The sequence below is a fragment of the Flintibacter sp. HCN-6482 genome (genome assembly GCF_037892565.1).
Classification (GTDB): domain Bacteria; phylum Bacillota; class Clostridia; order Oscillospirales; family Oscillospiraceae; genus Lawsonibacter; species Lawsonibacter aceti.
In genome coordinates, this window is the sequence record NZ_JBBKBK010000004.1 from 145,410 (window position 1) to 172,353 (window position 26,944).

A 26,944-nucleotide genomic window follows, 5' to 3' on the forward strand; every position below is an offset into this window, starting at 1 on the left:
CCCTGCGCAATATTAGTACAACTGATTTATTGTACACCAAGAATATCCCTTTTTCAACCATCTGATCCTGAACGATTTGTAAACATCTCCTTTCCCGCAACTTTCTTTCTTTTTCCATTGAATCCGATTTTTGTGTCTGCTATAATAGGCCATATTCAATCGGTTTACATATTACAAAGGAGTACCCATGAAAAAACATACCGTCAGATCCCTATCCCGCCGGGCGGCCGCCCTGGTCCTAGCCCTGGCGCTGGCCCTCCCCACCGTCTATGCCCACGCTGGGGAACAGAAGCTGCAGACCTCCATCGACCTGGTGGATGGTCTGACTTACCGCAACACCATCACCGACAACAGCGAGCGCCGGGTGGAGAGCTTTTCCCTGGAGCTGGAGAAGGACAGCGACGCCTACCCCATCCTGCTTCAGGCTGCTGGCACTGTTTACGGCGCCGCCACCATCAACCGAGCTGTCACCTATGCCCAGGAGCTGGGTTACCATGTACTAGGCGCGGTAAACACCGACTTCTTCTCCACCGCCTCCGGCGTGCCCATCGGCATCGTCATCGAGGACGGTGTCTACAAGTCCAGCCCGGAGCACGAGGACGCCATGATCATCACCGATGGTCAAGTCTCCCTGGTAGATGGGCCGTCGGTATCCCTCACTCTGGTCAACCAGCGGGACAACAGCACGGTGAAGCCCTCCCACCTGAATAAATGGCGCAGCGAGTCAGGGGGCATCTACCTGCTCAACCAGGACTTCTCCGCTGTGTCCACCCGTACCTCCACCCCTGGCTGGTATGTACGGATGGCTCTGATGGAGGAGGACGAGCCCCTCACGGTCAATAGCACCCTGGAGCTGGAGGTGACGGAGCTGCTCCAGTCTGACCAGCCCCTCGCCATTGGCGATGGGGAGTACATCCTTACCGCCGCCGATGCCTCCGGCTATCTGTCCGTCTTTCAGTCCTTCCAGGTGGGCGACCGGATCACCCTGACCACCTCCTGCGAGGATGAGGCCCTATCTCATGCCCAGTGGGCCGGAGGTGTGGGGGACATTATGGTGTGGGACGGCCAGCTTACTGACTCATCCCAGTGGACCTATGCCAAGGACGGCCGTCAGCCCAGGACCGCCCTGGGCATGAAGGAGGACGGCACTCTGCTGGTCTACGCCGTGGATGGCCGCCAGTCCGGCTACTCCTCCGGCCTGTCCCAGAAGGATCTGGCGGAGGAGATGATCCGGCGGGGCTGCGTCTGGGCCGTCAATCTGGATGGGGGCGGCTCCACCGCCATCTCCCTCTGGCTGCCGGGACAGACGGGGCCCGCTGTTCTCAACCTGCCCTCTGACGGCAAGCCCCGAAGCTGCGCCACCTATCTGCTGCTGGTCACAGACCAGGAGGGGGACGGCCGGCCAGACCGGCTGGCCCTGACGCAAAACGGCCTCACCCTTCTGACGGGCACCTCCCTCACCCTGCCGGATGCCGCTGTGCTGGACGAAGGGCTGAACCTTCTGGACCGAGAGCTCCGTGACCTGACCATCACCTCCAGGGAGGACCTGGGCGAAGTGGAGGACGGGGTATACACCGCCGGCGACAGGGCCGGCACCGACACCCTCCGTCTGCGCTCCAGGGACCTGGATGTAGAGGGAGAGGCCCAGATCCATGTGGTGGACCACCTGACTGAACTGGTCATTTCCAAGGAGGGCAGCGCCTCTCCCATCACTTCTCTGTCTGTTGAGCCTGGAGAACAGGTCCAACTGGCCGTCACCGGCAGTTACTGGGGCCGCACCGCCCTCCGGGACTGGACCGCCGTCACCTGGACCACAGAGGGGGACGTGGGGACCGTGGATGAGAACGGTCTGTTCACCGCCTCCAAGACTGGGGGCACCGGCTCCATTACCGCCTCTGCTGGCGGAAAGACCCAGACCATCGCAATTTCCATGACCAATGTCCATACCGATGTGACGGAGGACCACTGGGCCTATACCGCCGTGGATTACTGCTACACCCACGGCATCGTGGGCGGCATCTCCGCTACTGAGTTTGGCCGTGACCTCCAGATCCGCCGAGGCGATTTCATGCTGATGCTGTACAATGCCATGGGCAAGCCTGCCGTCACCCAGGACTGCACCTTCACCGATGTAGCTCCCACTGATTACTACTATACCGCCCTGTCCTGGGGCCAGAGCGTAGGCCTAGCCTCCGGCACCGGGGACGGCGCCTATTCTCCAGGCGCCCCCATTACCCGGGAGCAGGCTTTTACCATCTTGCGCCAGGTCCTTCCTCTGCTGGGCAAGGACTGCCCAGACGCCAGCTTGTCTGTTCTGGACCAGTTCGCCGACCGTGACCGGATCGCCGACTACGCCAAGGGACATACCGCCACTCTGGTCGCCCAAGGCGTGATCAGCGGCAAGGGCGACGGCATCGATCCCCAAGGCTATCTGACCCGTGCCGAGATGGCCGCCCTACTCTATAAGGCCCTCACCTATACCCCCATTCAGGATGTGCCCACCGGCCCGGAGGAGCCGGTAGATCCCGTGGAGCCTGAGGAGCCGGTGGACCCAGAGGGCCCCGTCGATCCTGAGGAGCCCATAGAGCCCCAGCTCCCCGACCCCAGCCAGTATACGCTGACCCTGGACCACAACGAGGTCACTCTAAAGTCCGGTGAGAGCGTCCCGCTCACTGCCTCCCTCGCCCCGGCCTGGGAGGGAGCGGAGATCTCCTGGACCAGCAGCGATCCCTCCGCCGCTCCTGTCTCCTCCAAAGGCGCGGTGACCAATCTTTACGCTGGGACAGGCACCGCCTCTGTCACCATCACGGCCAGCTGGAACGGCCTGTCCGCCAGCTGTACCGTTCTCTGCCAGCAGGCCGCCCAGACCGGCACGGTCACTGACGCGGAGCTGGGTCTTAACGTCCGCTCTGGCCCAGGCTCCGACCGGCCCGTCATCGGCGGGCTGGACAACGGGACCTGTGTGGTAATTCTGGGCCAGGAGGCCGGGTGGTATCAGGTCCTCTATCTCAACCGGGCCGGACAGGCCGCCATCGGCTATGTGTCCGCTGACTACTTGACTGTGAATTGACGGGCCCTCCAAACAGCAGAAAGCCAGCCATGGAGCAAACCTCCATGGCTGGCTTTTTCTTATCGTTTCGTCCCTTAGACCATCAGAGAGCAGACCATCTGGGCATACTCCGCCGGGTCCTCCAGAGGCAGGCCCGCCATCAGCAGGGACTGGCCGTAGAGCAGCTTGGCATACTTGGCCACAGTATCCTTATCCCCAGCGTCCACCGCCTTCTTGATGGCGGCGAAGGGGGCGGCATCGGGGTTGAGCTCCAGCACCCGGTCGGCCTTGGGGTGGTCGCTCCCCTCCAGCTTGCTCATATACTTTTCCATCTCCAAAGAAACAGGGCCGTCGGCTGACAGACAGCAGGCGCCAGACTTCAAGATAGAGGAGACGCGGACGTTCTTTACCTGGTCGCCCAAGGCCTCCTTCACCGCCTCCAGCACATCCTTACCCGCTTCGGCCTTCTCTTCGGCCGCCTTCTTCTCCTCCTCCGTCTGGGGGAGGGCGTCCTCATCGCTGACAGATTTGAACTGCTTGCCGTTCACCTCACCCAGGGCCTTCATGACAAAGTCATCCACGTCCTCGGTGCAGTACAGGATCTCATAACCCTTGTCCAGGATGCGCTCCACCTGGGGCAGCTTGGCGATCTTGTCCACGCTCTCGCCGCAGGCGTAGTAGTAGTAAGGCTGGTCCTCAGGCATGCGGTCCTGATAGGCGGCCAGGGTGGTGTTCTTCCCCTCCTTGGAGGACCAGAACAGCAGCAGATCCTGAAGCATCTCCTTGTGAGCGCCGTATTCCGCCACCACGCCGTATTTTAGCTGGGTGCCGAAGGCGGCCCAGAACTTCTCATACTTCTCCCGGTCTTCCTTTTGCATCTTCAGCAGCTCGGACTTGATTTTTTTCTCCAGGGCGGTGGCGATAACCTTTAGCTGACGGGTGTGCTGCAGCACCTCCCGGCTGATGTTCAGGGAAAAATCGGCGGAGTCCACTACGCCCCGCACGAAGCGGAAGTGGTCGGGCAGCAGGTCGGCGCACTTGTCCATGATGAGCACGCCGGAGGAATAGAGCTGGAGCCCCTTCTGATACTCCCTTGTATAGAAGTCGTAGGGCGTCTGGGCGGGGATATAGAGCATGGCCTTATAGGTCACAGCCCCCTCAGCACTGGTGTGGATGACGGCCAGGGGATCCTGCCAATCTCCGAATTTCTCCTTATAGAAGGCGTTGTACTCCTCCGGCTTCACCTTGGACTTCTGCCGCTGCCACAGGGGGACCATGGAGTTGAGGGTCTTCCACTCCTTGACGGTCTCCCATTCCGGTTTGTAGTCCTCGGGGGCGTCAGCGGGCTTGTCCTTCCTCCTATAGTCCTCTACCTCCATGACAATGGGATAGCGGATATAATCGGAGTATTTCTTGATAAGTTCCTGTAATTTATAAGTCTCCAAATACTGATCGTAGTTCTCATCCTCGCCGCTGGCCTTGATATGCATGATGATATCTGTACCGGGGGCGTCCTTCTCGCACTGGGTCACAGTATAGCCGTCGGCCCCGTCAGACTGCCACATCCAGGCCTCCTCGCTCCCCCAGGCACGGGAGATAACGGTGACCTGGTCGGCCACCATGAAGGCAGAGTAAAAGCCCACGCCGAACTGGCCGATAACGTCGATCTTGTCCGCGGCCTTGTCGTCTTCGGCCAGTCCGGCCTTGAACTGGCCGGAGCCGCTGCGGGCGATGGTGCCCAGGTTGGATTCCAAATCCTCCTTGGACATCCCGATGCCGTTGTCCGAAATGGTCAGGGTGCGCATCTGCTTGTCCGGGACGATGGTAATCTTCAGGTCCTTCCGCTTTACTTCTACTGTGTCGTCAGTCAGCGATTTGTAAGCCAGCTTGTCCTCGGCGTCGCTGGCGTTGGAGATCAGCTCCCGGAGAAAGATCTCCTTATGGGTATAGATGGAGTTGACCATCAGGTCCAGCAGCCGCTTGGATTCGGCCTTAAACTGCTTCTTTGCCATGATTTTCTGCCTCCGTATATGAAAAATTTTTTGAAAACAAAATGGTTAGCACTCGTTATATCCGAGTGCTAACCATATGATAGCGCAGTCAGGCGGAAAATGCAATAGGGTTCAAAAATTATTTACAATTCTCAGCCGGCGGGCTCTTGGGCCTCTCCGCCTCGGTCCCCCAGGGAGAACCAGGTACGGAACACACAGGTACCGCTCTCCGGCTCATAATAGGCCGTATAGTTCCGGCAGCGCAGCTCCAGCAGGGGACCGGACAGGGAGAGCCAGCTGTCCTCCTCCCCCTCCAGGGTGCAGGACAGCTCTCCCTTCCAGTCGTAGATGTTCCACTGTCTGCCCTGGTCCTTCCGCACCGCCAGCCAGCTGGCCTCATCCCCCTGGAGGGCCTCTACCTGGCCGTCCTGGGCGGGCAGGACCTCCTGTCCGTTCAGCAGGGACACAGCGCACCGGTCCCCCTGGGTATCGTTGAAGATCACCCGGTCCCCGCCGGTCACATAGGGAAATTCCTCCTCCGGCAGGGGGGAGGGGAAGGTAAAGCTGTCCGTCCCATAGGTGAGAGTGACCTGGCCCTGGCCGTCTGTTTTGCTGTCCCACCAGAGAGTGTCCTGATATCGCTTCTGTATCCTATCACACCAATCCTGAGCAGTCAGAGCGGTCACTTCTCCCGTTTCCGGGTCCAAAAGAAGGGCTTTACGCCAGTTCTCTCCCCAGAAGCCCAGGAAAAATCCGCCATCGTACCACTGGGCGTTTTCATATACATCGCCGGCGAACCACCAAGGGAAGCTCTCCGGGTGGGCGATGCCAAGCTGGTCCCATGACCAGGATGCCTTCTCTGTTCCATCCTCCTGACGCAGCAGATAGAGCTTGTGCCCATCCCCCGCGAAAATACCCACCGGAGTTCCCTTAACACCCCAGTACCTAAATTCAGTGACCCAGCTCCCGTCCTGCGCTGCCAGGGCGATAAGGGCGCCGTTACCGGGGCTGCCCCGCTCCGGGTCCCCCTTCTCCAGCTCCCACACTGGAAGGGTCTGGCTGTCCCCGGCGTCATCTGTATAATACAGCCGGCTGATCTCGCTACACACCGGGTCCATGACCACCTTGCCGCCAGTGGTCATCAGCCCTATCAGCGTTTCCGGCCAGTTGTCCGCCTGCCAGGAGAAGTAGCCCGCCGCCCCCTCGAAGGGGACGAGCTGACCATACTCCTGGCTGGGGCGAAGCTGCTCCACACGCTCCTGATACCAGCGGCCGCCAATATCAGGCAGAGGCTTTTCCTGCTCATCCAGCTTTGACCAGTCCACCTCTACCGGGATAAGGGGCTCCCCAGCGTCAGAGGCGGGGACATAGCCCAGCTCCTCCGCCAGCCGCCGGCCATCTGGCCCCAGCAGCCAGTCATACAGTATATGGGTGGGGTCGTCCTGGGGCCGGTCCTTGGCCATGGCCACATAGTAGGGGTTTAAAAATGGGTACTCCCCAGCCTGAATGGCCTCGGCCGAGGGGGACACCCCGTCGATGGTCAGCACCTTCAGCCCCTTGGCCATCTCCATATCATTGGCGTAGTAGTACACGGTGTAGCCGATGGCGGAGGGTGAGTTGTCATATTCCCGCACCGCCTCCAGAAGCCCCATCATGGAGTCGGGCACCCAGGCTTCCGGGGCATCCATCATCTCCAGACCGTCCATAACCAGCTTCTCCATCAGAGTCTGGCTCCCAGCCTCGCTGTTGCGCTGGAAGGGGATAATGTCCAGGTCCTCTCCTCCCACCTCCTTCCAGTTGGTGATCTGGCCGGTGTATATCTTTCTCACCTGCTCGGTAGTCAGGCTGTCCACCGGATTGTCCTCGTTGACCACAAACACCAGCGCGTCCGTGGCAAAGGGAGTCAGCAGCCACTCCCCCTCCTGTTTCAACTCCTGGGCCACCTCTGGGGCCGGCTCGGCGGCCAACAGCAAATCAGCGGCGCCTGCCATCAAATTTCGGTACGACTGGGTGGTCCGGGAGAACTGGACCAGGTCGGCCACCTGCTCCCGCCCCTCCCCCAGCAGTACCGCGCACATGGCCTGGGCCATGGGCGCTGTGGAGGTGGAGCCATCCAGCCGGGGCAGGCTGTCTCTGGTGAATACAAAGGGGGCCGCCGTGCCAGGGGCGGACACATCCCCGACCGAGGTGTCGGTGCCCGGCCTTTTCGGTCCGCAGGAAACCAGCAGGGCCAGCGACAGCAGGGCGGGCAGCAGTTTTTTCCATTGTTTCATTGTAATCCTCCTTATCAAACAAGGCGTGTCCTGTTTGGAACCTCTTTTTCCAAGCCCTCGACTAAGGGAAAATGCAGGCATGATACACTATTATACCGCCTACTCCCAGAAAAACATCTCTATTTCCTTTCAAAGCGGCTACAAACCCGTTACATAGGTAACAAATCAGAACAGACACAAATTTTTTATTTTGGGCTTGACAAATCCCTCAGAATGTATTATTGTACTAATCACTTAATACAATAGTACAAGGAGGGAGCCTCTATGGAATGGAAACTCAATGACGACCGGCCCATCTGGCTCCAGCTGGCCGAGCAAATGACCCGGCGCATCATCACCGGGGTCTATCCCCCTGGGAGCAAGCTGCCCCCAGTGCGGGAGCTGGCGGCGGAGGCGGGGGTCAACCCCAACACTATGCAGCGGGCCCTGGCCCAGCTGGAGCAGGACGGTCTGGCCAAGGCGGACCGGACGGCGGGGCGGCTGGTCACCCAAGACACCGCTATACTGGATGCGGTACGGAGGGCGGAGGCCCATGTGGTCGTCAACCAATACTATCACGCCATGGCAGAGCTGGGCTACTCCCAGCAAGAGGCCACGGCGATGCTGAAGGAGGAGGAACAATGAACGAAAAACTGATCGTCTGTCACGGCCTGTCGAAGGCCTATGGACACAAGGCCGCCCTGTCCGGTGTGGACCTGGAGGTAGGCCAGGGGAGGATCGTGGGCCTGCTTGGCCCCAACGGCAGTGGCAAAACTACTCTAATCAAGCTGCTGTGCGGCTTGATCCAGCCCACCACCGGTGGGCTGACCATCGACGGTCAGGCCCCTGGGCCAGAAACCAAGGCCATGGTTAGCTATCTACCCGACCGGATGTATTTTGCCAACTGGATGCGTGCGGTGGATCTTTTCGACCTGTTCCGAGATTTCTACCAAAACTTCGACTATGACAAGGCCCTTGCCATGTGCCGCAGTCTAGGCGTGGAGCCGAAGGATAAGCTGAAGTCCATGTCTAAGGGCACCAAGGAAAAGGTCCAGTTGGTGCTGGTCATGGCCCGGAAAGCCCGACTCTATCTGCTGGATGAGCCCATCGCCGGGGTAGACCCGGCTGCCCGTGACTTTATCCTGCACACCATTTTGACCAACTACAACGAGGATGGCACTGTCCTGATCTCCACCCACCTGATCGCCGATATTGAGAAGGTGCTGGATGAGGTGATCTTTCTGAAAAGTGGCAGGATTATGCTCCACAGCACAGTGGACGACATCCGGGAGCGGCAGGGCAAGAGCGTGGACGCCCTGTTCCGTGAAATCTTTCGGACCCAACCCATGGAAGGAGGCCTGTACTGATGCTGTTCAAACTTTTGAAATATGACTTTCGCTCCATGTGGAAACAGTTTTCCATCATCTGGCCAGCGGCTCTCATCATTGGCCTGATCAACCGCTTCACTCTACCCTTCTCAAGCGATAGCGGGGCCAACTGGGTGGTGTCTCAGGAGTGGATGTCCATCATCTCCATCACCCTATTTTTTGGTGTAATGTTCTCCATGTTTGTTGCTTCCGTCGTGTTCGTACTCACCCGATTTTACCGTGGTCTGCTGGGGGACGAGGGGTATCTGATGCACACCCTACCAGTCCACCCATGGCAGCTTGTACTGTCTAAGTTGTTGTGTGCTTTAGTGGTCACCGTAGTCAATACCGTCGTGGCAGTGCTAGCCCTGTTCTTGATGATGCCCTTAAAGTGGAGCGATCTCTTTGATCTCGATTTTTGGAAGATGATCGTCCAGGGGCTGATGGAACAGCCTGACTCCATTCTCTACCTAGTGGAATTTCTAGTCATGATCTTGGTATTTTTCGCCATGGTATTCACCTCGGTCTATCTATCCATGGCGATTGGCCACCTGTTTCATCGCCACCGGGTACTGATGAGCGTGGTTGCTTATATGGGACTGGACATCGTGGGCAGCCTTATTCTGAACGTGCTGGACCGCCTATCCCTGTATCCGATGAACTGGGCTCTAAATCTGGACGGCCACCTATCCCTATGGGCCGGCATCGCTCTGCTGCTAATCCCCACCGTCCTCATGTTTCTGGGCACCAGCTATATCTTGAAAAACAAGCTGAATCTGGAGTAACTTTTTACTGCTGAAAGGAGCGTTTTGTCGTGAATTCCTGGGCCATTTTTACCCTCGCCTTTGCCGCCGTAGTCATCCAGGCCTGGGTAAGGGGCAGAGGCTCCTCCAACTGGTATTTGGGCTGCATTGTCCCCCTGGTCTACGGCGGAGCCGTCGCCTGGATGTTCGTGGGCAGGGACTTCACACGCTCCCTTCAGATTATCCTATTCGGCGCCGCCATCCCCATCACCCTGCTGGTATCCGCCTGGTTGCGAAAGCGGGACGAGGAGGGAGAGGAAATCGAGGGGGAGCCCAAAGAACAGGAAAACTGACATAAAAACTTCCCGCTGCTTGGCAGCGGGAAGTTTTATTATAGTTACTGATTATAGTCATCGAAGGCGTCCAGCACCGCTTTCTCCGGGGCGGGCGTCAACAGGGATACCACCACGATGGCAATGGTAGCACAGACAAAGGCGGGTAGCAGCTCATAAATATTGAAGATGCCGCCGATGGGGGAGATGAGGAATTTCCATACAAAAATCATCACAGCGCCCACCACCAGACCGGCCATGATGCCCTGCCGGTTGCTCCGCCTCCAGAACAGGGCGCACAGCATAGCGGGGCCGAAGGTGGCGCCGAAGCCGGCCCAGGCAAAGGATACGATCTTAAACACGTTGCTGTCCGGGTCAGCGGCCAGGAAGATGGCGATGACGGCGATGACCACCACAGTGAGCCGGGCAATCAGCATGTTCTGCTTATTGGTCAGCTTGACGCCAAAGACATTCTGGACGATGTTCTCCGAAAAGGCGGAGGAGGCGGCCAGAAGCTGGCTGTCGGCTGTGGACATGGTGGCCGCCAGGATGCCGGCCAGGATACACCCGGCCACGACAGCGGGGAAGATGCCATACTTGGACAGCAGGTTAGACATCTGGACGATGACGGTCTCCGTGGCGCTGCCCTCCAGGAAGGGGATACGCCCGGCGGAGGAGACGGCGTGGCCCACAATACCAATGAACACAGCCACAGCCATGGAGATGACCACCCAGGTGGAGGCGATTCGGCGGGACAGCTTCAGCTCGTTTTCATCCCGGATCGCCATAAAACGCACCAGAATATGGGGCATCCCGAAATAGCCCAGGCCCCAGGCCATCATGGATACGATACGGAGCAGGCCGTAAGGCTCGGCCTGACCGGTGGCCTCGTTATAGGTCTGGCCAAAGCTCAGGAAGCCGGGCAGTGTCTTGGCATGGTCTATAACGGCGTCAAAACCGCCCGCCTGGACCACGCCAAAGATGACGATAATGCACAGGGCTATGGTCATGATGATGGACTGAATCAGGTCCATGGTGGCCACGGCGCTGAAGCCACCTACAGAGGTATAGCTGATAATGACGATGGCACCAATGACCACGGCCACCATATAGTCCCAGCCAAACAAGCTGTTAAACAGCTTTCCGATGGCCGCCAGGCCGGAGGCCACATAGGGGACAAAGAAAATGAGGATAACAAGAGCAGAGATGCACATGATGACGGGCTTCTTCTCCCCATACCGCTTGGAGATGAAGCTGGGAATGGTGATGGCATCCAAGCGGACGCTGTACCGGCGCAGCCGCTTCGCCACCAGAAGGAAGTTCAAATAAGTACCGAAAGCCAATCCAATCGCGGTCCAGCTGGCATCGGCTACACCAGACAAGTAGGCCAGGCCTGGGATGCCCATCAGCAGATAGCTGCTCATGTCGCTGGCCTCGGCGCTCATTGCGGTGACCAGAGGGCCAATGCCCCGGCCTCCTAAGTAGAAGCCCTCGGCACTCTTTTTGGAACGTCGGCCGATCATCACCCCGGTAAAGATGACAAAACACAGGTACGCGATGATGGTGGCCATAATACAGATCTGTTCAGTGGTCATACGCTCTCTCCTTTTGGCAGTTACGCCCTTACTACACACAGCCGCCCTTCCGGCTCCCCCCGGAAAGGCGATGTCCCCCATGGGGGCAGTATGGGTATTCTACCACAAGTCAGAACAGAATAAAATACAGAACAGAGTATAGAATAAACTCCGGAATATGCTTCCATAGAATTTCATAAAAGCTCTGGTATTGCTTTATTTATCTACTATACATTTTATGAATTAAAATTTTATACAATTCTACAAATTTTCTTCCTCCGCACGAAAGTCCCGGAAAAAACGGGGCATCATGGTCTTTCCATACTGAAGCAGGGAGTAGTCCCCACCTGACAGGCACCAGTCATAAATCAGGGCCCGCTCGCACAGGGCGTACACCCGTACCATCTCGTTCACTGTCACATCTCCCCGCAGCTCCCCGCGTTCCTGGCCCTGGAGGACGATCTGCCGCAGCAGCCTGTAATATGTACGGTTGTGGTCCAGCAGATGCTTATCCCCCCGGGTGATCAGCTGGGAGGAGTATAACCGTGCCAGCAGGTCTAGGGAGACAGAATTTTCAATCATGGCAAACAGCTCCCGGTTCAGGTACATAAGCTGGTCAAAGCGGTTTCCATCCGGGTCCAGGGTAGCCATCAGTTCCTCATACTTCTGGTCAAAGAGGTAGGACACCGTGGACAGTAAGGCGTCCTTCCCTTCAAAATAATGGTAGAAGGACCCCCGGGAGGTGCCTGACTCGGCAATGATCTCCTCCACGGTGGTGTCGTCATAGCCCTGGCGGTAAAACAGACGCCAGGCCGCTTCGATGATTCGTCCCTTGGTATTTCGGGTGTTTTTCTTGGCCATAATGGGGCTCCTTTCGAAAAAATCCAGTCGCGCAACCGCCGGTTGCGCGAATTTCCAAGGGAGATTGGTTGCCGTTTGTCCCTCGTTCCTCTATAATCATACCATAAAACAGGCCTGTATCAAACCTAAAATCAGAAGGAGCAAACCAGGATGGAGCTATCTCAAAAGATTTATGAGCTGCGCACAGGCAGTGGGCTGTCCCAGCTGGACCTGGCGGAGAAGTTGGGCGTATCCCGGCAGAGCGTCAGCAAGTGGGAAACGGGACAGGCGGTACCTGATCTGGACAAGCTGATCCGGCTGGCCGATCTGTTCGGGATCAGCGTGGACGAGCTGGTACGGGAGGGGGAACGCCCCGCTCCCCCGGAGCCACAGGTGGTTTATGCGGCGGAACAGAGAGGGTTCTCCCCTGTCCAGAAGGCGGGAGCTGCCCTGGAGGTCGTGGGCCTGCTGGGCCTGGTGCTGGGCGGTATGGGGCTCGTATCCCTGATTGGGGCGGGGCTCATGCTGCTGGGCCTGCCTCTGCTGCTTTGTAAAAAGCATCCCTGGCTGTGGATGGGGTGGACCGCGGTGGCCATCAGTCTGCTGGTATTCAACCCTCACACCTCTGTATCCCCCTGGGGGCTGTTTGGAGGAATGCGCTATCTGTATTGGATCCTCACAAATCCGGAGCTTCGTTACTACGCCAGTTATTTTGCCGCCGCTATCGGGATACTCCGGGGCTCGCTGATCCTTCTCCTGATTTTCCTGGGGATCCGTGCCCGGCGAAGGGGCTCGGGTGCAAAACCATAAATCTCTAAGCAGAGGCGGCGGCAGCCGCCTCTTTTTTCCTTTCTCCCTCAAAGAGCAGTTTACATCTCCAGGCGCCTATGTTACAATCAATTTTGTTTCAAATCGCTGATTAAGGAGGCCCAGATGTGTCCCATCACTTCTTTCCCATGATCTCCCGGATGCGGTACATTAACCGCTGGGGGCTCATGCGCAATACCCGGCTGGAAAACATCCAGGAGCACTCCCACCAGGTAGCCGTCCTGGCACATGCCCTGGCGGTGATCCAAAACCGCTACTTTGGGGGCCAGATCGATCCGGGGCAGGTGGCGGTGGCCGCTCTGTACCACGACGCCAGCGAGATCCTCACCGGCGATATGCCCACCCCCATCAAGTACGACAACCCCGACATCCAGTCCGCCTATAAGCAGGTGGAGGCGGTGGCGGAGCAGAAGCTGCTGAACATGCTTCCGGAGGACCTGCGCCCCGCCTATGACGAGGCCCTCACCATCCCCGATCCCCAGGTTCGTGCCCTGGTCAAGGCGGCGGACAAGCTGTCCGCCTACCTCAAATGTGTGGAGGAGGTCAAGGCGGGCAACAACGAGTTCAAAAAGGCCAAGGAACAGACCTACGCCGCCCTGTGCCAAAACCAGATCCCCGCTCTCCGGTACTTCATGGATCGCTTTTTAGATGGGTTTGAGTTGACCCTCGATGAACTGAGTGAAGAGTAAGGCGTTGTACATGAAGATCAAACATCTCCACTCTAATCGCTCCTCTCTCCGCGTACATAGTATCTATGAAAGGAAGTATTCGTCATGAAGGCTATCGTCACTGTCATCGGCAAGGACCGGGTGGGCATCACCGCCTCCGTCTGCTCCCTGCTGGCCCAACACAGCATCAACATTCTGGACATCTCCCAGACCGTACTCCAGGAATATTTCACCATGGTCATGCTGGTGGACACCTCCGCCTGTAGCGCCTCTATCGGTGAGATGTCCGACCTTCTGGACCGGGCCGGCCAGGGGCAGGGCCTGTCCATCCGCATCCAGCGAGAGGATATTTTTAACGCGATGCATCGGATCTAATGGCCTGCGCTGTCCTTTCCGCGCCGAACAGAGTTCGGCGGCGCGGCGCGGACGGACCGGAACGAATGTAGGACCCCTTTTCGCTCCAGGTCTGCCCTAGAGGAAATCCGCGCGAAGGCGGGGCGTGATTTTATTGAAAGGTCCAAGCTGGACCATAAAAGGAGTTCAACTATGCTCAATCAACATGAAATTATGCAGACCATCCAGATGATCGACCAGCAGCATCTGGATGTGCGTACCATTACCATGGGCATCTCCCTGCTCTCCTGCGCCCACAGCGAGGTGAAGGCGGCCTGTGACAACATCTATGACAAGATCACCCGTTATGCCGAAAAGCTGGTAACCACAGGGGAGGCCATCGAAAAGGAGTTCGGTATCCCCATCGTCAACAAGCGCATCTCCGTCACTCCCATTGCCCTGGTAGCTGCCGCCGCCCGGACAGACAATTACGCCCCCTTCGCCGCTGCTCTGGACCGGGCCGCTAAGGCTACGGGAGTCAACTTTATCGGCGGTTTTTCCGCCCTGGTCCAAAAGGGGATGACAGAAGCGGACCGTATCCTAATCCGCTCCATCCCAGAGGCCCTGTCTACCACCGACATCGTCTGCTCCTCTGTCAATGTGGGCTCCACCAAGGCTGGCATCGACATGGACGCAGTGGCCATGATGGGCCGGACCATCAAGGAGCTGGCCGAGCGCACCGCTGACCGGGGCGGCTTTGGCTGCGCCAAGCTGGTGGTGTTCTGCAACGCAGTAGAGGACAATCCCTTCATGGCCGGCGCCTTCCATGGGGTGGGCGAGCCGGAAAGGGTCATCAATGTGGGCGTTTCCGGCCCAGGCGTGGTCCATCACGCCCTTCAGTCGGTCAGGGGTCAGCCCTTCGACGTGGTGGCGGAAACCATCAAAAAGACCGCCTTCCGCATCACCCGCATGGGTCAGTTGGTGGCCCAGGAGGCCAGCCGCCGGCTGGACACTCCCTTCGGCATTGTGGACCTGTCTCTGGCCCCCACACCGGCAGTGGGCGACTCTGTGGCCCGTATCCTGGAGGAGATGGGCCTGGAGGTATGTGGAACCCACGGCACTACCGCCGCCCTGGCCCTGCTCAACGACGCAGTCAAAAAGGGGGGCGTCATGGCCTCCTCCTCTGTGGGCGGTCTGTCCGGCGCTTTCATCCCGGTCAGCGAGGATGAGGGGATGATTGCCGCCGCCCGGTCCGGCGCCCTGACACTGGACAAGCTGGAAGCCATGACCTGTGTGTGCTCCGTGGGGCTGGACATGATCGCCGTCCCTGGGGATACCCCGGCCCAGACCATCTCCGCCATTATCGCTGACGAAGCGGCCATCGGTATGGTCAACTCCAAGACTACCGCCGTCCGCATCATCCCCGCTCCTGGCTGCGGGGTTGGGGATACTGTGGAGTTTGGCGGGCTGCTGGGGTCCGCCCCAGTGCAGCCCGTCCACCCCTTCTCCGCTGACGCCTTCGTGGCCCGTGGCGGCCGTATCCCCGCTCCCATGCAGAGCTTGAAAAACTGATTATTTTACGGGAGAAACCGCCTCTTGGCGGTTTCTCTTTTTTCTTTTTTAATTAAGTATTGACTTATTTAAAAAACGTGCTATGATAGGGGCATCACAGAACAGAGAGGAGGGCGGGATGTGGAACTGACCACCGCGCTGAAGGCTCTGGCCGACGACAACCGGCTGCTGATCCTTCGGCTGCTTGGCCGCCGGGACTACTGCGTCCGCGCCCTGGCCCGTCAGCTGGGCATCTCACAGGCCGCGGTTTCTCAGCACCTAAAGGTATTGAGGCAGGCCGGTCTGGTCTCCAGTGAGAAGCGAGGCTATTTTACCCACTATCGGACAGCAGGAACGGACCTGATGGCCGTCTCCTCTGCCCTGGCAGCTCTGGCCCAGGCATCGCCGCTCCTTTGCGGGGACTGCGGTCCGGACGGCCGCCCCGGCTGCCGAGAGGCCAACGCCTTTCCCACTCCCCTCTCCGCGAAATCTTGGGAGGTCAATAAGATGAAACTCGCAGTCACTTACGAAAACGGCCAAGTATTCCAGCACTTCGGCCACTGTGAACAGTTCAAGGTGTACTCTGTGGAGGAGGGATCCGTCCGCTCATCCCAGGTGGTCAGCGCCGCTGGCAGCGGCCACGGAGCCCTGGCTGGATTCCTTCAAAATCTTGGGGTGGACACCCTGATCTGTGGAGGCATTGGTGGTGGGGCCAGGACCGCTCTGGCCCAGGCTGGCATTCAGCTCTATCCCGGCGTCACCGGCGACGCTGACCAAGCGGCGGCCGACCTGCTGGCCGGCCGGTTGGAGTATGATCCGGACACCATGTGCAGCCACCATCATGATGGGGAGCATAACTGCCATAGCCATTCCTGCGGGGAGGACAAGCACGGCTGCGCCGGAAACGGATAAAACGCCTTGTTCCCTCTTTCCCTGTATCTAGACAGCGGTAATGTAAAAAGGGTGCCGATACCAGAGGTATCGGCACCCTTTTTGCTCATTCTTCCCCGGAGTCAATCATCCGGACCTGGATCTCCAGCACCCGCCGGTGCTCAACCCGGGTGACGGTTACATCCAGGCCCTCAGCCTCAAAGTGGTCTCCCTCCTCGGGAACCCGGCCCACCTGCTCCATGACCCAGCCGGACACGGTAGCCGCTTCACAGGCTCCTTTGACCTGGAACAAATCGTACATATCATCCAGATCGGCGGAGCAGGCGATAAGATAGCTGCCGTCCGGCTGCTTCTGGAATATCTCAATAACCTCGTCATGCTCATCCCAGATCTCACCCACTAGTTCCTCCAGGATGTCCTCCAATGTGGCGATACCCTCTGTCCCGCCGTACTCGTCCACCACTATGGCCATATGGGCTTTGTTCTTCTGCAGGATACGGAGCAGCTCTGATATTTTGGTGTTTCCAGTGGTATAAAACACAGGGGATTTGAGGTGAGACAGCATAGTTTCTCCCCGGTATCGGGCCGCGTAAAAGTCCTTCTCATGGACGACGCCCACGATGTTGTCGATAGTCTCATGATAGATAGGGATGCGGGAGTAGCCGCTCTCCACGAAGAGGGAGGCCACCTCCTCCATGGTGCTTCCCTCCTCAGCAGCCACTAAATCTACCCGAGGGGTAAGGATCTCGGACACCTCCAGGTCATTGAACTCGATGGCGTTACGAATTAGGTCTCCCTCATGCTCGTCCAGGCCGCCCTCGGTCCTGGCCTGCTCTACCATGCCCACCAGTTCCTCCTCTGTGATGCCGTCGTCCCGTCTGCTGCGAAAGATCTTGGACATCAGGCGTTTCCATTGGGTAAACAGGAAATTCAAAGGAGTCAAGACTACCACGAAGATTTGGAGCAGGGAGACGGAAAACATGGCAAAGCCCTCCGGATTTTCCTTTGCCAGGCTCTTGGGGGTGACCTCGCCAAAGATGAGGATCACGATGGTCAGTACCGCAGCGGATACCGCGGGGCCGCTCTCTTCATTAAGCAGCTTGATAAACAATACCGCGCCGATGGTGGTCGCTACGTTGTTGACAATATTGTTGCCGATGAGGATAGTAGACAACAGCTTGTCGTACTCCTCTGACAGCTCAAGGGCCTTGACGGCCCGGCGGCTGCCGTTGTCCGCCTTATTTTTTAGGCGGATGCGGTTCAGTGAGGTAAATGCGGTCTCCGTCGCGGAGAAATAGGCTGACATGGCGATCAGAATGATTAGCGCAATAATCATCCCGATACTGGCACTGTCTAACATTGGAAATGTATCAACTCTGCTTTCCTGATAAAATTATGGGCCACGGGTCCCATATTAGTTTGTTAGTATACCATGATTTCCCTTACAATGCAAATACATCTTCTCGTTGTTTGTCAATATCATCCCCAATTTTTACGGTTTCTTCACAAAAAAAATGATGAATTATCCCACAGAGGTTACCCCTATCCCGCTTCATTTTCTCCCGGCTTGCCGTACATCTTCAGCTCCATTTTCCGCCCCTTGTGTGTGTCCCTATTTTTACCATCCGAATCTCTTAGTCTCTCCTGGCACTCCCACAAAACTTTTCCTGTCTAGTTGTCCCAAAACGTCCTCCAACGGACCTGTGCCCTGTTAGATTGGAGGTGATCTCTATCAAACATATTGACAACAGGCCCGGCTGGTCAGAGGCCAGGGAAGGCAGGACAGCGGAAAAATCGCCCCGCTGGCAGCACATCCGGCATCCCACCCTCTTTTTACCTACGGACCCAAAGCTGTCCCAGGAGGTGGCGCCATGATAGACTATACAGCCCTAGCTGCCGCGTCCATGTCCCTGATTGGCACTCTGGTGGGTACCTTTGGCGGCATCCTGGTGGCCAACAAGCTGACCAACTACCGCATCGAACAGCTGGAACTCAAGGTAGCCGAGCACAACAAGCTTGTCGAGCGCACCTACCAGTTGGAGGGTCGGATGACAGAGGCGGAACACGATATCCGGGATTTGAAGGGAGGACGGCCATGAGAGGACTGTTTCAGTGGCTCCGGGATGTACCGCATCTGTTTGCCAAGGTCACTGTGGTATACTGCGTCGCCTTCGGCAGTCTGAGCAGCCTGTGGGCCCTTCGCATCCTGTCTAGGACCGGCAGTGATCCCGCGGCGCTCCTAGGCGTCATCCTCGGTTTTTTCGGCGGCGAGCTGCTGCTCCTGTCCCTTAAAACGATATTGACAAACAGGAAGGAAGATAACCTTGAACAACATTTATAAACGTCTGTCCGTGCTCTTTTCCGTCAAAAGTATCGTCACCCTGGTTCTAACTGGCGTATTTGCCTATCTGGCAATTTCCTCCCGTATCGACCAGGATTTCATGACCATCTACGCGGTTATCATCGCCTTTTACTTTGGCACCCAGAGTCAGAAGCTCCAGGACGCGGTGGATGGAGGTACAGAAGAATGACTGTGGAACGGCTCCTATCCACTGCCCGGAAGGAGCTGGGCATCAAGGAGCAGCCAGCCGACAGCAACCGGGTCAAATACAACACAGCCTACTACGGCCGAGAGGTGTCCGGCGGCAGCTACGCCTGGTGCGCCGTCTTTCTGTGGTGGTGCTTCCGGGAAGCCGGGGCGTCCGAACTATACTACGGCGGGGGAAAAACGGCCTACTGTCCCACTCTCCTGTCCTACCACAGGGCGCAGGCCGTGTCCGACTATCGCCCTGGCGACGTCATTTTCTTCAACTTTGATGGGAAGAAAAATGCCCAGCACGTAGGCCTCTGCGAGGACTGGGACGGACAGTATATCACCACCATCGACGGCAACACTGGCTCCGGCAGCGAGGCCAACGGCGGCTCCGTCATGCGGCGGAAGCGGGACAAAACATACATCGTGGGCGCTTACCGCCCCAACTATCAGGAGGGGGAGCAGATGTCTTACGAGGACTGGAAAAAATATATGGACCGCTATCTGGACGACCTGTCCCAGCAGAAGGCAGAGCCAGGGTATGCTGGTCAAATCCGTCGGACCGTCGCTGCGGGCGTCATGAGCGAGGTGGGCGGCTCTATTGCCCGCCCCAAGTCCTTCCTGACGCGGGAAGAGGCCGCTGTGAGCTATGCCAATCTTCTAGGGAAGATCAGCGGCCAGTAAATCTATCTTGATACAATAAAAATGAGGAGGATAAAAAGAACGTGACGCAGCATTCGGTATACTTTTCCTATATCAGCTAAACAGACCGTTCTCTTTCACTCTCCTTAAAATCATTCGTCTCTGCTCTTTGGGGCGGAGACGATATGGTGGCAGACCAAAAGAGCCCCTTCTTTCCCATCCACTGTCTCATCTGTCATGAAACAACTATGGGGAGGACTTCGAAACGAAATCCTCCCCACTGTTCTGCCTGTATCTACGGCTGTACCAGCTCCGCCTGGGCGAAGGTGCCGTCCGGCATCTGGACATAGAGGAATCCGCTACCGTCCTCCCAGACTTCACAGCCCGCATATTCCTCACTGTCCGTGTACAGGAACGCTCCGTCGTTCCGCTCCAGCAGACCCAAAAGCTCGCTGTCCTCCGGCAGCTTCTCCACAGAGCGGACGATATGGTAAGTCTGGCCATCCCGGTATACCAGAATAGCGCCCTCTCCCTGCTGACAGTTCTCCCCCGGTGCGGTAGCAGTGCTGTCACTGTTTGCAGCGCCGGCCTCTCCAGAAGAGGAGGAGGGAATACCTCCAGCAGTATCAGCGCTGCTTCCATCTTGGCCTGCTCCTAACTGAGAGGCGCCATAACCAAGAGCCACTACCAGAGCCAGACAGGCGGCCCACGCCCCCCATCTCCGCCAGTCAAAGGCCGGCTTGGCCCCCTCCTCCGCGTCCTGGATCATGTCGTCGTCCAGCAGCCCCATGGCATCCAGCAAATACTCCGATGTCATATGGCCACCCCCTCATGCTCCAACAACAGCTTCAGCTTTTGGCGGGTCCGGTAGAGCCGGGACTTCACCTGGCTCTCCGTCAGTCCAAACCGCTTTCCCAGCGAAGACAATGCCTCCAGATGGAAGTATCGACGGACAAAAAGCCGGCGGTCCAGCTCCGGCTGGGTCCGCAAAAAGGTGGAGATCAGGTCGGCTGTCTCCCTGGCATCCAGCTCCTGGTCTGGCACCCTACAGTCCGGCAGGCAGTCCTCCAGCTCCTGGAGAGCCACCTCCACCTGACCGCCGCCCCGCTTGGCCGCCCGCTCCCGCCGCCACCGGTCCAGGGACAGGTTGCGGGTCAGCTTGCCGAAGAAGGCAGACAGCACCGAGGGGCGCTGGGGCGGCATAGCGTTCCACGCCCGGAGCCAGGTGTCGTTGACGCACTCCTCAGCGTCCTCCCGCATAGCCAGTATCCCAAGGGCGATGGCGCGGCAGTAGGGCCCGTATTTCTGGTCACTCTCCACAATAGCCTGCTGGGACCGGGCCCAGTACAGGTCGATGATCTTATGGTCCTCCATGGCGCTCCTCCTTTTTGGACGCGGCAAAAGAATCAATCCTCTAAAGGTATTTTAGCCTGAAATCCGTCTTGCCGCAACCATCTTATTTCTCAAGACGAAAACCAGGGCCGGAGGTTTCCCTCCGGCCCTGGTTTTTTATTTTACTTGCTCAAAATCCGAGGCTGGGTGCTTGCACCAGGGACAAATATAGTCCGCCGGCAGCTCGTCCCCCTCGTATACATAACCGCATATCCTACACACCCACCGCTTCTTGTCCCCGGTGGCGTGGGTAAAATCACCAGGCTTGATGTGGCCCTGGTAATAGGCATAGGTGGCGCTGGCCTGGTCGTTGAGCAGGTCTCCATCCTCCACATCCGCCAAAAACAGGGTGTGGCTGCCCAGGTCAAGATGGGACACGACCCGGCAGGACAGCCAGGCGTTGGTTCCCCGTGTCAGATAGAGCAGGCCGTTCTCCCCCCGCCGGACCTGGTCCTCGGTCCCGGCAAATTTGTCGCTATCCCGGCCGGACTGAAAGCCAAACCGCTTGAACAACTGGAAGTCCGCCTCTTCAGACAGGACTGACAGGTTAAATTTTCCGGTCTCCTGAATCATGTCGTGGGTTAGGTTTCCCTTGTTGACGGCTATGGTAACGCGGTTGGGCTGGGCCGTCACCTGGACGGCGGTGTTAATGATACAGCCGTTGTCCCGCTCCCCCTGACGGGCGGTGAGAACAAACAGGCCGTAGCTTATAGCATACATAGCTCTTTCGTTTTTCATGGCGTTCCTCCTTGGCGGCCAGGCCAGCTTTTTCTCCTTCCAGTATGTCCCGCAAAGCGCAAAAAAACCGCCGGAAACGGGTTTCCGGCGGTTTTTGCGTGATTTATTTGATAATCTTGTTGTCCACTTCGTTGGCCAGCAGAGCAGAGAAATCTGTCAGGGACATGGCACCCAGATCCTCGCCGGTGCGGTGCCGGACAGACACGGTATTGTTCTCCACGTCCCGGTCGCCTACCACCAGCATATAGGGCACCTTCTCCATAGTGGCCTCCCGAATCTTCTTTCCGATCTTCTCGTTGCGGTGGTCCACCTCCACCCGGAAGCCGGCCTGGTCTAGGGCCTTGCACACCTGATCGGCATACTGTGCGGCCCGGTCGGTGACAGGGAGCACCTTCACCTGGACGGGATTGAGCCAGGCGGGGAAAGCCCCGGCAAAGTGCTCGGTGATAACGCCGATGAATCGCTCAATAGAGCCCAGCACCACTCGGTGGATCATGACAGGGCGGTGCTTCTGGCCGTCCTCGCCGGTGTACTCCAGCTCGAAGCGTTCAGGGAGCTGGCTGTCCAGTTGAATGGTGCCGCACTGCCAAGTACGGCCCAGAGAGTCAGCCAGGTGGAAGTCCAGCTTGGGGCCGTAGAAGGCTCCATCCCCCTCGTTGATAACAAAGTCCTTGCCCATGTCGGTGATAGCGTTTTTCAAAATCTCCTGGTTGCGCTCCCACTCCTCCACGGTGCCGATGTGATCCTCCGGCATAGTGGACAGCTCAATGGTATAGCTCAACCCAAAGACAGAGTAGACCTCGTCAAACAGGCGGACCGTCTCCTGAATCACGTCCTGCATCTGGTCCCTGGTCATAAACACATGGGCGTCGTCCTGGTTGAAGCAGCGGACGCGGAACAGGCCGTGAAGGGCGCCAGATAATTCGTGGCGGTGGACCAGGCCGATCTCCCCCACCCGCAGGGGCAGCTCCCGATAGGAATGGGGCTCGCTGGCATAGACCAGCATACCTCCGGGGCAGTTCATGGGCTTGACGGCAAAGTCCACGTCATCGATGACCGTGGTGTACATATTATTCTTGTAGTGGTCCCAGTGACCGGATCTCTCCCACAGCTGACGGTTGAGCATGATGGGGGTGGAAATCTCCACATAGCCGTACTTCTTGTGGACCTGCCGCCAGTAGTCCAGCAGGGTATTCTTCAAGGTCATGCCCTTGGGCAGGAAGAAGGGGAAGCCGGGGCCCTCGTCCCGGAGCATGAACAAGCCCAGTTCCTTGCCCAGCTTCCGGTGGTCCCGCTTTTTGGCCTCCTCGATCCGGGCCAGATATTCGTCCAACTCGTCCTTTTTGGGGAAGGCGATGCCGTAGATGCGCTGGAGAGTCTCCCGGTTGGAGTCCCCCCGCCAGTAAGCGGCGTTGCAGGCGGTAAGCTTCAAGGCGTTGCCCTTAATGCGGCCGGTGGAGTCTAGGTGGGGGCCGGCGCACAGGTCGGTAAACTCCCCCTGCTTATAGAAGGAGATGACCGCATCCTCGGGCAGGTCATGGATGAGCTCTACCTTGTATGGCTCGCCCTTCTCCTCCATGAATTGAATCGCCTCCGACCGGGGCAGCTCAAACCGCTCCAGCTTCAGCTTCTCCTTGCAGATCTTCCGCATCTCTGCCTCGATCTGCTCCAGGTGCTCCGGAGTAAAGGCGAAGGGGGCGTCCATGTCGTAGTACCAGCCCTCGTCAATGGAGGGTCCGATGGCCAGCTTTACCTCGGGCCACAGACGCTTGACCGCCTGGGCCATCACATGGGAACAGGTATGCCAGTAGGTTTGGCGGTATTCGGGATTTTCAAAGGTATAGATGTTTTCTTCGGACATTTTCAGTCGCTCCTTTCTCGCGTTTAGGGGAAGGAACAAAAAAATACGCTCCGCCCCTGATATGTGTCAGGGGTGAAGCGTATTGATACGCACCACGGTTCCACCCTGCTTGCAAGAATCACCGCGCCGTCTCGATCAACGCGGGCGGACCGGAGGGAGGCAGCCGTAGGCCGCCAGTCCTGCGCGTCGTGAACAGGCAAAGCGGGACAACTTGCCGCTTGTGACCTCCTGTAACGGGAAAGCCCCGGCCCGGTCGTCCCGGGCAGCTCTGGAGTGGTACCAGCCATCGCTTCCACAGAGCACTTTCAGCACAGGGCGCCCCTCTCTGGGTGGTCGATTCAGGCTTCTTCTCCTTCTCAGCCGTTTTAACACAGGTACTATATCACCCCCTCAGCCGATTGTCAAGAGCGTACAGGCGGGATATAGCCCGTATATGTCCTTTTCTTTGGTTCTGTATTGACTTTCTCTATTTCTGCGTGTTAAAATATATTTACGAAACATTGTTCCGTATATTGGAACACTAAAAGGAGGAAACTCATTGTGAAAGCTCTCATCTATGAAGGCCCTAAAAAGGTGGCTGTCCGTGAAGTGGAAAAGCCCGTTCCCAAGGAGGGCCAGGCCCTGATCCGCATCGACTACTGCGGTATCTGCGGCTCTGACATTGGCATCTATAGCGGCACCCATCCCCGGGCCAAGGCCCCTCTCGTCCTAGGCCATGAATTTGTTGGCGTCATTGAAGATATCTCCGGTGACTCTAATGGTTTTCAGGTTGGCGACCGAGTTGCTCCCTACCCTCTGATCTCCTGTGGACACTGCTTTGCCTGCCGGAATGGCCGGCCCCATGTGTGCGATACCCTGAAGATCATCGGCATCGACCTAGACGGTGGTGTAGCCGAATATGTGTGCTGTGACACTGATGTACTGTTCAAGGTCCCGGCTTCTGTCTCCAGCAAAGTAGCGGGAATCATCGAGCCTCTAGCTGTGGCTGTCCACACTCTGCACCGAGCCGGCTTTAAGCCGATGGACAGCATTGTCATCATGGGAGCCGGTCCTATCGGAGCCTTAGTGGGTGTGGTAGCCAAGCACAGCGGAGCCTCCCGCATCATCATCTCCGACTTTGATCAGGCCAGACTGGAGATGGCCGCCAAGTTGGGCTTTGACGCGGTCAACTCCAAGGAAGCAGACTTGACCCAGTATGTCCGTCAGGCCACCAATGGAGACGGGGCCGACATTGTTTTTGAATGTACCGGGGCCGAATCTGCCGCTTTGGAGATGACTACTCCCTGCCGCACGGACGGCATGATCTGCCTGGTAGGCGTACATAAGGCCCCCCATCCCGTGGCTCTAGCCGATATGCATTTCCGTGAACTGAACATGACTGCTACCCGTGTTTACACCAAACGGGACTTTGGCCAGGCCGTGGAGCTGACTCAGCGCATCTCTGACGAGTTGGAGCTGCTCATCAGCCATGTCCTGCCCCTGTCCGACTGTGCCAACGTCTTCGATATGATCCACGATCCCCAGGTCCCCACCGTCAAGGTCATGGTGGACTGCCGCAGGTAAGGAGAGGAACATGAAGATTGTCATTTCCGATAACGACCATGTGAATCTAGCCCAGGAGGAGGCCGTCTTTCAGAAGGCTGGTATGGATTTCACCCTCTATCAGTGCCACACGGAGGAGGAGGCTATTCAGCAGCTGAAGGGGGCCGAGATTATTCTGAACCAGTATACCCCCCTGACCCGCCGGGTCATCCAGGCTCTGCGCCCCGAACTGAAAATGATTGTCCGTTATGGTGTGGGGGTAGATAATATCGACTGCGTCGCGGCCGCCGAGATGGGGGTACAGGTATGCAACGTCCCTGACTACGGCATGAACGAGGTAGCAGATCACGCCATGGCCCTCATGCTGTCCCTGGTGCGTAAGACTGTCACTATGGTTAACTACACCAAGGGCACCGACTGGGACTACTCCTACGGGGTGCCCATCCATCGCATCCCCGGCCAGACGGTAGGTATCGTGGGCATGGGTCGCATCGGCCGTACTTTCGCCAAGCGTATGGGTGGCTTCGACTGCCGGCGCATCGCCTATGATCCCTTGTATCAGCCAGGCACTCAGGTTGACGGAGTGGAACTCGTATCCTTTGACACCCTGCTCGAGCAGGCCGACATGATCAGCATTCACTGCCCTCTCCAGCCCTGCACCCGCGATTTGTTCGACCTGGCCGCCTTCCAAAAAATGAAGCGGGGCGCCTATCTGGTCAACACCTCCCGTGGTGGTATCGTCAATGAGGAGGACCTGTACACCGCCCTGACCACCGCCCTGATCGCCGGCGCGGCCTTGGACGTCACAGCGAAGGAGCCTCTTCCCCGCCCCAGCAAGCTGCTGGAGCTGGAGAATTTCCTGTGCACCCCCCACATCGCCTGGTACTCCGAGGAGGCCGCCCAGGAGATGAAGCGCAAGGTGGCCGAGGAGGCCGTACGCTTTGCCACTGGGGAAAAGGTGCTGTATCCGGTCAACCAAATTTGAAATTCACCAATCAAGAGGAGGAATCTCCATGGCCGAGGATACCATTCAGTCCGTTGCTCGCGCCTTCTCCATTCTGGAGCAGTTGGCCGCACAGGGAGAGATGGGCGTCCGGGAGCTCCACGGCGCTACCGGACTCAGCGTCACTACGGTCCATCGCATTCTAGGCACACTGACAGAGCTGGGCTATGTCAGGCAGAATGAGAACACCAGCCGGTACGGGTTGACTTATAAGATGCTCGCACTGGGACAGCGGGTGCCCCAGCACAGCACAGTTATCCAGCTGGCCCACCCGTTGCTCCAGCAGTTATCCGAGCAGGCTTGCGAAACCATCCACTTCGCCGAGCGGTCGGACACCAATATCCGGTATATCGACAAGGTCATTCCCTCCTCTGGTGTAGTCGTCATGGGCTCCTGCCTGGGCATGGAGCTACCCATGTACAGCACTGCTGTGGGCAAGTCCATGATGGCCGATATGTCCCGCCAGGAGGTGGAGGACATCTGGTCCCGCTCCCAGATCATCACCTATACCCCCAACACGGTGTCTTCCCTTCCCGAGCTGGAGCGCCAGCTGGAGGAATGCAGGCTGGCGGGGGTATCCTATGACTGGGAGGAGCGGGAGCCTGGCATCTCCTGTGTCGCTGTTGACATCCTGGACGTGACCGGCAGGCCGGCCTACGCGGTCAGTATTTCCAGCTCGGACGCTCGTATGAGACAGAATCAGGATCGGTATGCCGATCTGTTGCGGGAAGTGAAGGTCCGACTGACTGAACTGATCGGCTATTCCCTTTGATACACGATGATAGCGCGGGCCTAGAGGCCTGCGGAGAAAGGA

At 57.9% G+C, this 26,944-nt stretch carries 26 protein-coding genes and 1 pseudogene; 18 read left to right on the forward strand and 9 right to left on the reverse strand.

Features of this window, described 5'->3' with window-relative positions; translation table 11 throughout:
* Positions 1-187 precede the first annotated feature (187 nt).
* Positions 188-3,070 (forward strand): phosphodiester glycosidase family protein, encoded by a 2,883-nt coding sequence (locus WKS99_RS12280; protein ID WP_340406263.1) that lies wholly within the window; start codon positions 188-190, stop codon positions 3,068-3,070.
* A 74-nt stretch (positions 3,071-3,144) separates the two neighbouring features.
* Here the strand turns inward: WKS99_RS12280 and htpG are convergent, their stop codons facing one another.
* Positions 3,145-5,061 carry a molecular chaperone HtpG gene (gene htpG, locus WKS99_RS12285; RefSeq protein ID WP_340406266.1) on the reverse strand — a complete coding sequence of 639 codons (1,917 nt, stop codon included), beginning with the start codon at positions 5,059-5,061 and terminating at the stop codon, positions 3,145-3,147.
* 131 nt (positions 5,062-5,192) lie between these two features.
* A complete protein-coding gene (locus WKS99_RS12290; RefSeq protein WP_340406268.1) occupies positions 5,193-7,313 on the reverse strand; it encodes a PstS family phosphate ABC transporter substrate-binding protein in 2,121 nt (706 codons plus the stop codon).
* A 264-nt stretch (positions 7,314-7,577) separates the two neighbouring features.
* Here WKS99_RS12290 and WKS99_RS12295 point away from each other — a divergent pair, with 264 nt between their 5' ends.
* The 4 genes from WKS99_RS12295 to WKS99_RS12310 are packed head-to-tail and all read left to right on the forward strand — an operon-like array spanning position 7,578 to position 9,755.
* Entirely contained in the window at positions 7,578-7,937 is a 360-nt protein-coding gene (locus WKS99_RS12295) for a GntR family transcriptional regulator (protein ID WP_262670209.1), read from the forward strand.
* On the forward strand, positions 7,934-8,659 hold the full coding sequence (locus WKS99_RS12300; protein WP_186851801.1) for an ABC transporter ATP-binding protein: 726 nt from the start codon (positions 7,934-7,936) through the stop codon (positions 8,657-8,659). The genes WKS99_RS12295 and WKS99_RS12300 overlap by 4 nt, the downstream gene beginning before the upstream one ends.
* A complete protein-coding gene (locus tag WKS99_RS12305) occupies positions 8,659-9,444 on the forward strand; it encodes a hypothetical protein (RefSeq protein WP_147573119.1) in 786 nt (261 codons plus the stop codon). The genes WKS99_RS12300 and WKS99_RS12305 overlap by 1 nt, the downstream gene beginning before the upstream one ends.
* Positions 9,445-9,473: 29 nt before the next feature.
* On the forward strand, positions 9,474-9,755 hold the full coding sequence (locus tag WKS99_RS12310) for a hypothetical protein (protein WP_147573117.1): 282 nt from the start codon (positions 9,474-9,476) through the stop codon (positions 9,753-9,755).
* Between the two features lie 44 nt (positions 9,756-9,799).
* On the opposite strand, the gene WKS99_RS12315 is transcribed toward WKS99_RS12310, so the two are convergent.
* Both WKS99_RS12315 and WKS99_RS12320 read right to left on the reverse strand, forming a co-directional pair.
* On the reverse strand, positions 9,800-11,329 hold the full coding sequence (locus WKS99_RS12315) for a sodium/proline symporter (RefSeq protein WP_340406273.1): 1,530 nt from the start codon (positions 11,327-11,329) through the stop codon (positions 9,800-9,802).
* A 240-nt stretch (positions 11,330-11,569) separates the two neighbouring features.
* The gene (locus WKS99_RS12320) at positions 11,570-12,169 is read right to left on the reverse strand and encodes a TetR/AcrR family transcriptional regulator (protein ID WP_147573113.1); all 600 of its coding nucleotides are present in this window, start codon (positions 12,167-12,169) and stop codon (positions 11,570-11,572) included.
* A gap of 150 nt (positions 12,170-12,319) precedes the next feature.
* On the opposite strand from WKS99_RS12320, the gene WKS99_RS12325 reads away from it, so the two are divergent.
* From WKS99_RS12325 to WKS99_RS12350, 6 genes and pseudogenes are all read left to right on the forward strand, one after another.
* Positions 12,320-12,958: a helix-turn-helix domain-containing protein gene (locus WKS99_RS12325; RefSeq protein WP_340406276.1), complete on the forward strand. Its 639-nt coding sequence runs from the start codon at positions 12,320-12,322 to the stop codon at positions 12,956-12,958.
* 125 nt (positions 12,959-13,083) lie between these two features.
* Positions 13,084-13,665 carry a 5'-deoxynucleotidase gene (gene yfbR / locus WKS99_RS12330; RefSeq protein ID WP_186851797.1) on the forward strand — a complete coding sequence of 194 codons (582 nt, stop codon included), beginning with the start codon at positions 13,084-13,086 and terminating at the stop codon, positions 13,663-13,665.
* Between the two features lie 84 nt (positions 13,666-13,749).
* Entirely contained in the window at positions 13,750-14,019 is a 270-nt protein-coding gene (locus WKS99_RS12335) for an ACT domain-containing protein (protein WP_340406279.1), read from the forward strand.
* A 171-nt stretch (positions 14,020-14,190) separates the two neighbouring features.
* Positions 14,191-15,549 carry a PFL family protein gene (locus tag WKS99_RS12340; protein WP_340406281.1) on the forward strand — a complete coding sequence of 453 codons (1,359 nt, stop codon included), beginning with the start codon at positions 14,191-14,193 and terminating at the stop codon, positions 15,547-15,549.
* A gap of 120 nt (positions 15,550-15,669) precedes the next feature.
* Positions 15,670-15,882: pseudogene (locus tag WKS99_RS12345) on the forward strand (ArsR/SmtB family transcription factor); the annotation flags it as partial.
* 153 nt (positions 15,883-16,035) lie between these two features.
* Positions 16,036-16,440 carry a NifB/NifX family molybdenum-iron cluster-binding protein gene (locus WKS99_RS12350; RefSeq protein ID WP_240288925.1) on the forward strand — a complete coding sequence of 135 codons (405 nt, stop codon included), beginning with the start codon at positions 16,036-16,038 and terminating at the stop codon, positions 16,438-16,440.
* Between the two features lie 85 nt (positions 16,441-16,525).
* Here the strand turns inward: WKS99_RS12350 and WKS99_RS12355 are convergent, their stop codons facing one another.
* Complete coding sequence (locus WKS99_RS12355) at positions 16,526-17,755, reverse strand: HlyC/CorC family transporter (protein ID WP_243200880.1); 1,230 nt, start codon at positions 17,753-17,755, stop codon at positions 16,526-16,528.
* A gap of 535 nt (positions 17,756-18,290) precedes the next feature.
* On the opposite strand from WKS99_RS12355, the gene WKS99_RS12360 reads away from it, so the two are divergent.
* From WKS99_RS12360 to WKS99_RS12375, 4 genes are read left to right on the forward strand one after another with little or no spacing between them, the layout of a single operon-like run.
* Entirely contained in the window at positions 18,291-18,518 is a 228-nt protein-coding gene (locus tag WKS99_RS12360) for a hypothetical protein (protein ID WP_186851795.1), read from the forward strand.
* Complete coding sequence (locus WKS99_RS12365; RefSeq protein ID WP_147573102.1) at positions 18,515-18,760, forward strand: hypothetical protein; 246 nt, start codon at positions 18,515-18,517, stop codon at positions 18,758-18,760. Before WKS99_RS12360 ends, WKS99_RS12365 begins: the two co-directional genes overlap by 4 nt.
* On the forward strand, positions 18,744-18,950 hold the full coding sequence (locus WKS99_RS12370; RefSeq protein ID WP_147573100.1) for a hypothetical protein: 207 nt from the start codon (positions 18,744-18,746) through the stop codon (positions 18,948-18,950). The genes WKS99_RS12365 and WKS99_RS12370 overlap by 17 nt, the downstream gene beginning before the upstream one ends.
* The gene (locus WKS99_RS12375) at positions 18,947-19,636 is read left to right on the forward strand and encodes a CHAP domain-containing protein (RefSeq protein WP_340406285.1); all 690 of its coding nucleotides are present in this window, start codon (positions 18,947-18,949) and stop codon (positions 19,634-19,636) included. The genes WKS99_RS12370 and WKS99_RS12375 overlap by 4 nt, the downstream gene beginning before the upstream one ends.
* Positions 19,637-19,889: 253 nt before the next feature.
* On the opposite strand, the gene WKS99_RS12380 is transcribed toward WKS99_RS12375, so the two are convergent.
* The 4 genes from WKS99_RS12380 to thrS all read right to left on the reverse strand — a co-directional run bounded on the left by WKS99_RS12380 (position 19,890) and on the right by thrS (position 23,585).
* On the reverse strand, positions 19,890-20,411 hold the full coding sequence (locus WKS99_RS12380; protein ID WP_340406287.1) for a hypothetical protein: 522 nt from the start codon (positions 20,409-20,411) through the stop codon (positions 19,890-19,892).
* Positions 20,408-20,968: an RNA polymerase sigma factor gene (locus WKS99_RS12385; RefSeq protein WP_147573094.1), complete on the reverse strand. Its 561-nt coding sequence runs from the start codon at positions 20,966-20,968 to the stop codon at positions 20,408-20,410. Before WKS99_RS12385 ends, WKS99_RS12380 begins: the two co-directional genes overlap by 4 nt.
* 135 nt (positions 20,969-21,103) lie before the next feature.
* Positions 21,104-21,724, reverse strand: a complete 621-nt coding sequence (locus WKS99_RS12390) for a flavin reductase (protein WP_147573092.1) — start codon at positions 21,722-21,724, stop codon at positions 21,104-21,106.
* 103 nt (positions 21,725-21,827) lie between these two features.
* Positions 21,828-23,585: a threonine--tRNA ligase gene (thrS, locus tag WKS99_RS12395; protein ID WP_340406291.1), complete on the reverse strand. Its 1,758-nt coding sequence runs from the start codon at positions 23,583-23,585 to the stop codon at positions 21,828-21,830.
* Between the two features lie 540 nt (positions 23,586-24,125).
* On the opposite strand from thrS, the gene WKS99_RS12400 reads away from it, so the two are divergent.
* The 3 genes from WKS99_RS12400 to WKS99_RS12410 are packed head-to-tail and all read left to right on the forward strand — an operon-like array spanning position 24,126 to position 26,902.
* On the forward strand, positions 24,126-25,148 hold the full coding sequence (locus WKS99_RS12400) for a zinc-dependent alcohol dehydrogenase (RefSeq protein WP_240288522.1): 1,023 nt from the start codon (positions 24,126-24,128) through the stop codon (positions 25,146-25,148).
* A 10-nt stretch (positions 25,149-25,158) separates the two neighbouring features.
* A complete protein-coding gene (locus tag WKS99_RS12405; RefSeq protein WP_240288524.1) occupies positions 25,159-26,112 on the forward strand; it encodes a C-terminal binding protein in 954 nt (317 codons plus the stop codon).
* Between the two features lie 28 nt (positions 26,113-26,140).
* Entirely contained in the window at positions 26,141-26,902 is a 762-nt protein-coding gene (locus WKS99_RS12410; RefSeq protein ID WP_186851788.1) for an IclR family transcriptional regulator, read from the forward strand.
* Positions 26,903-26,944 lie beyond the last annotated feature (42 nt).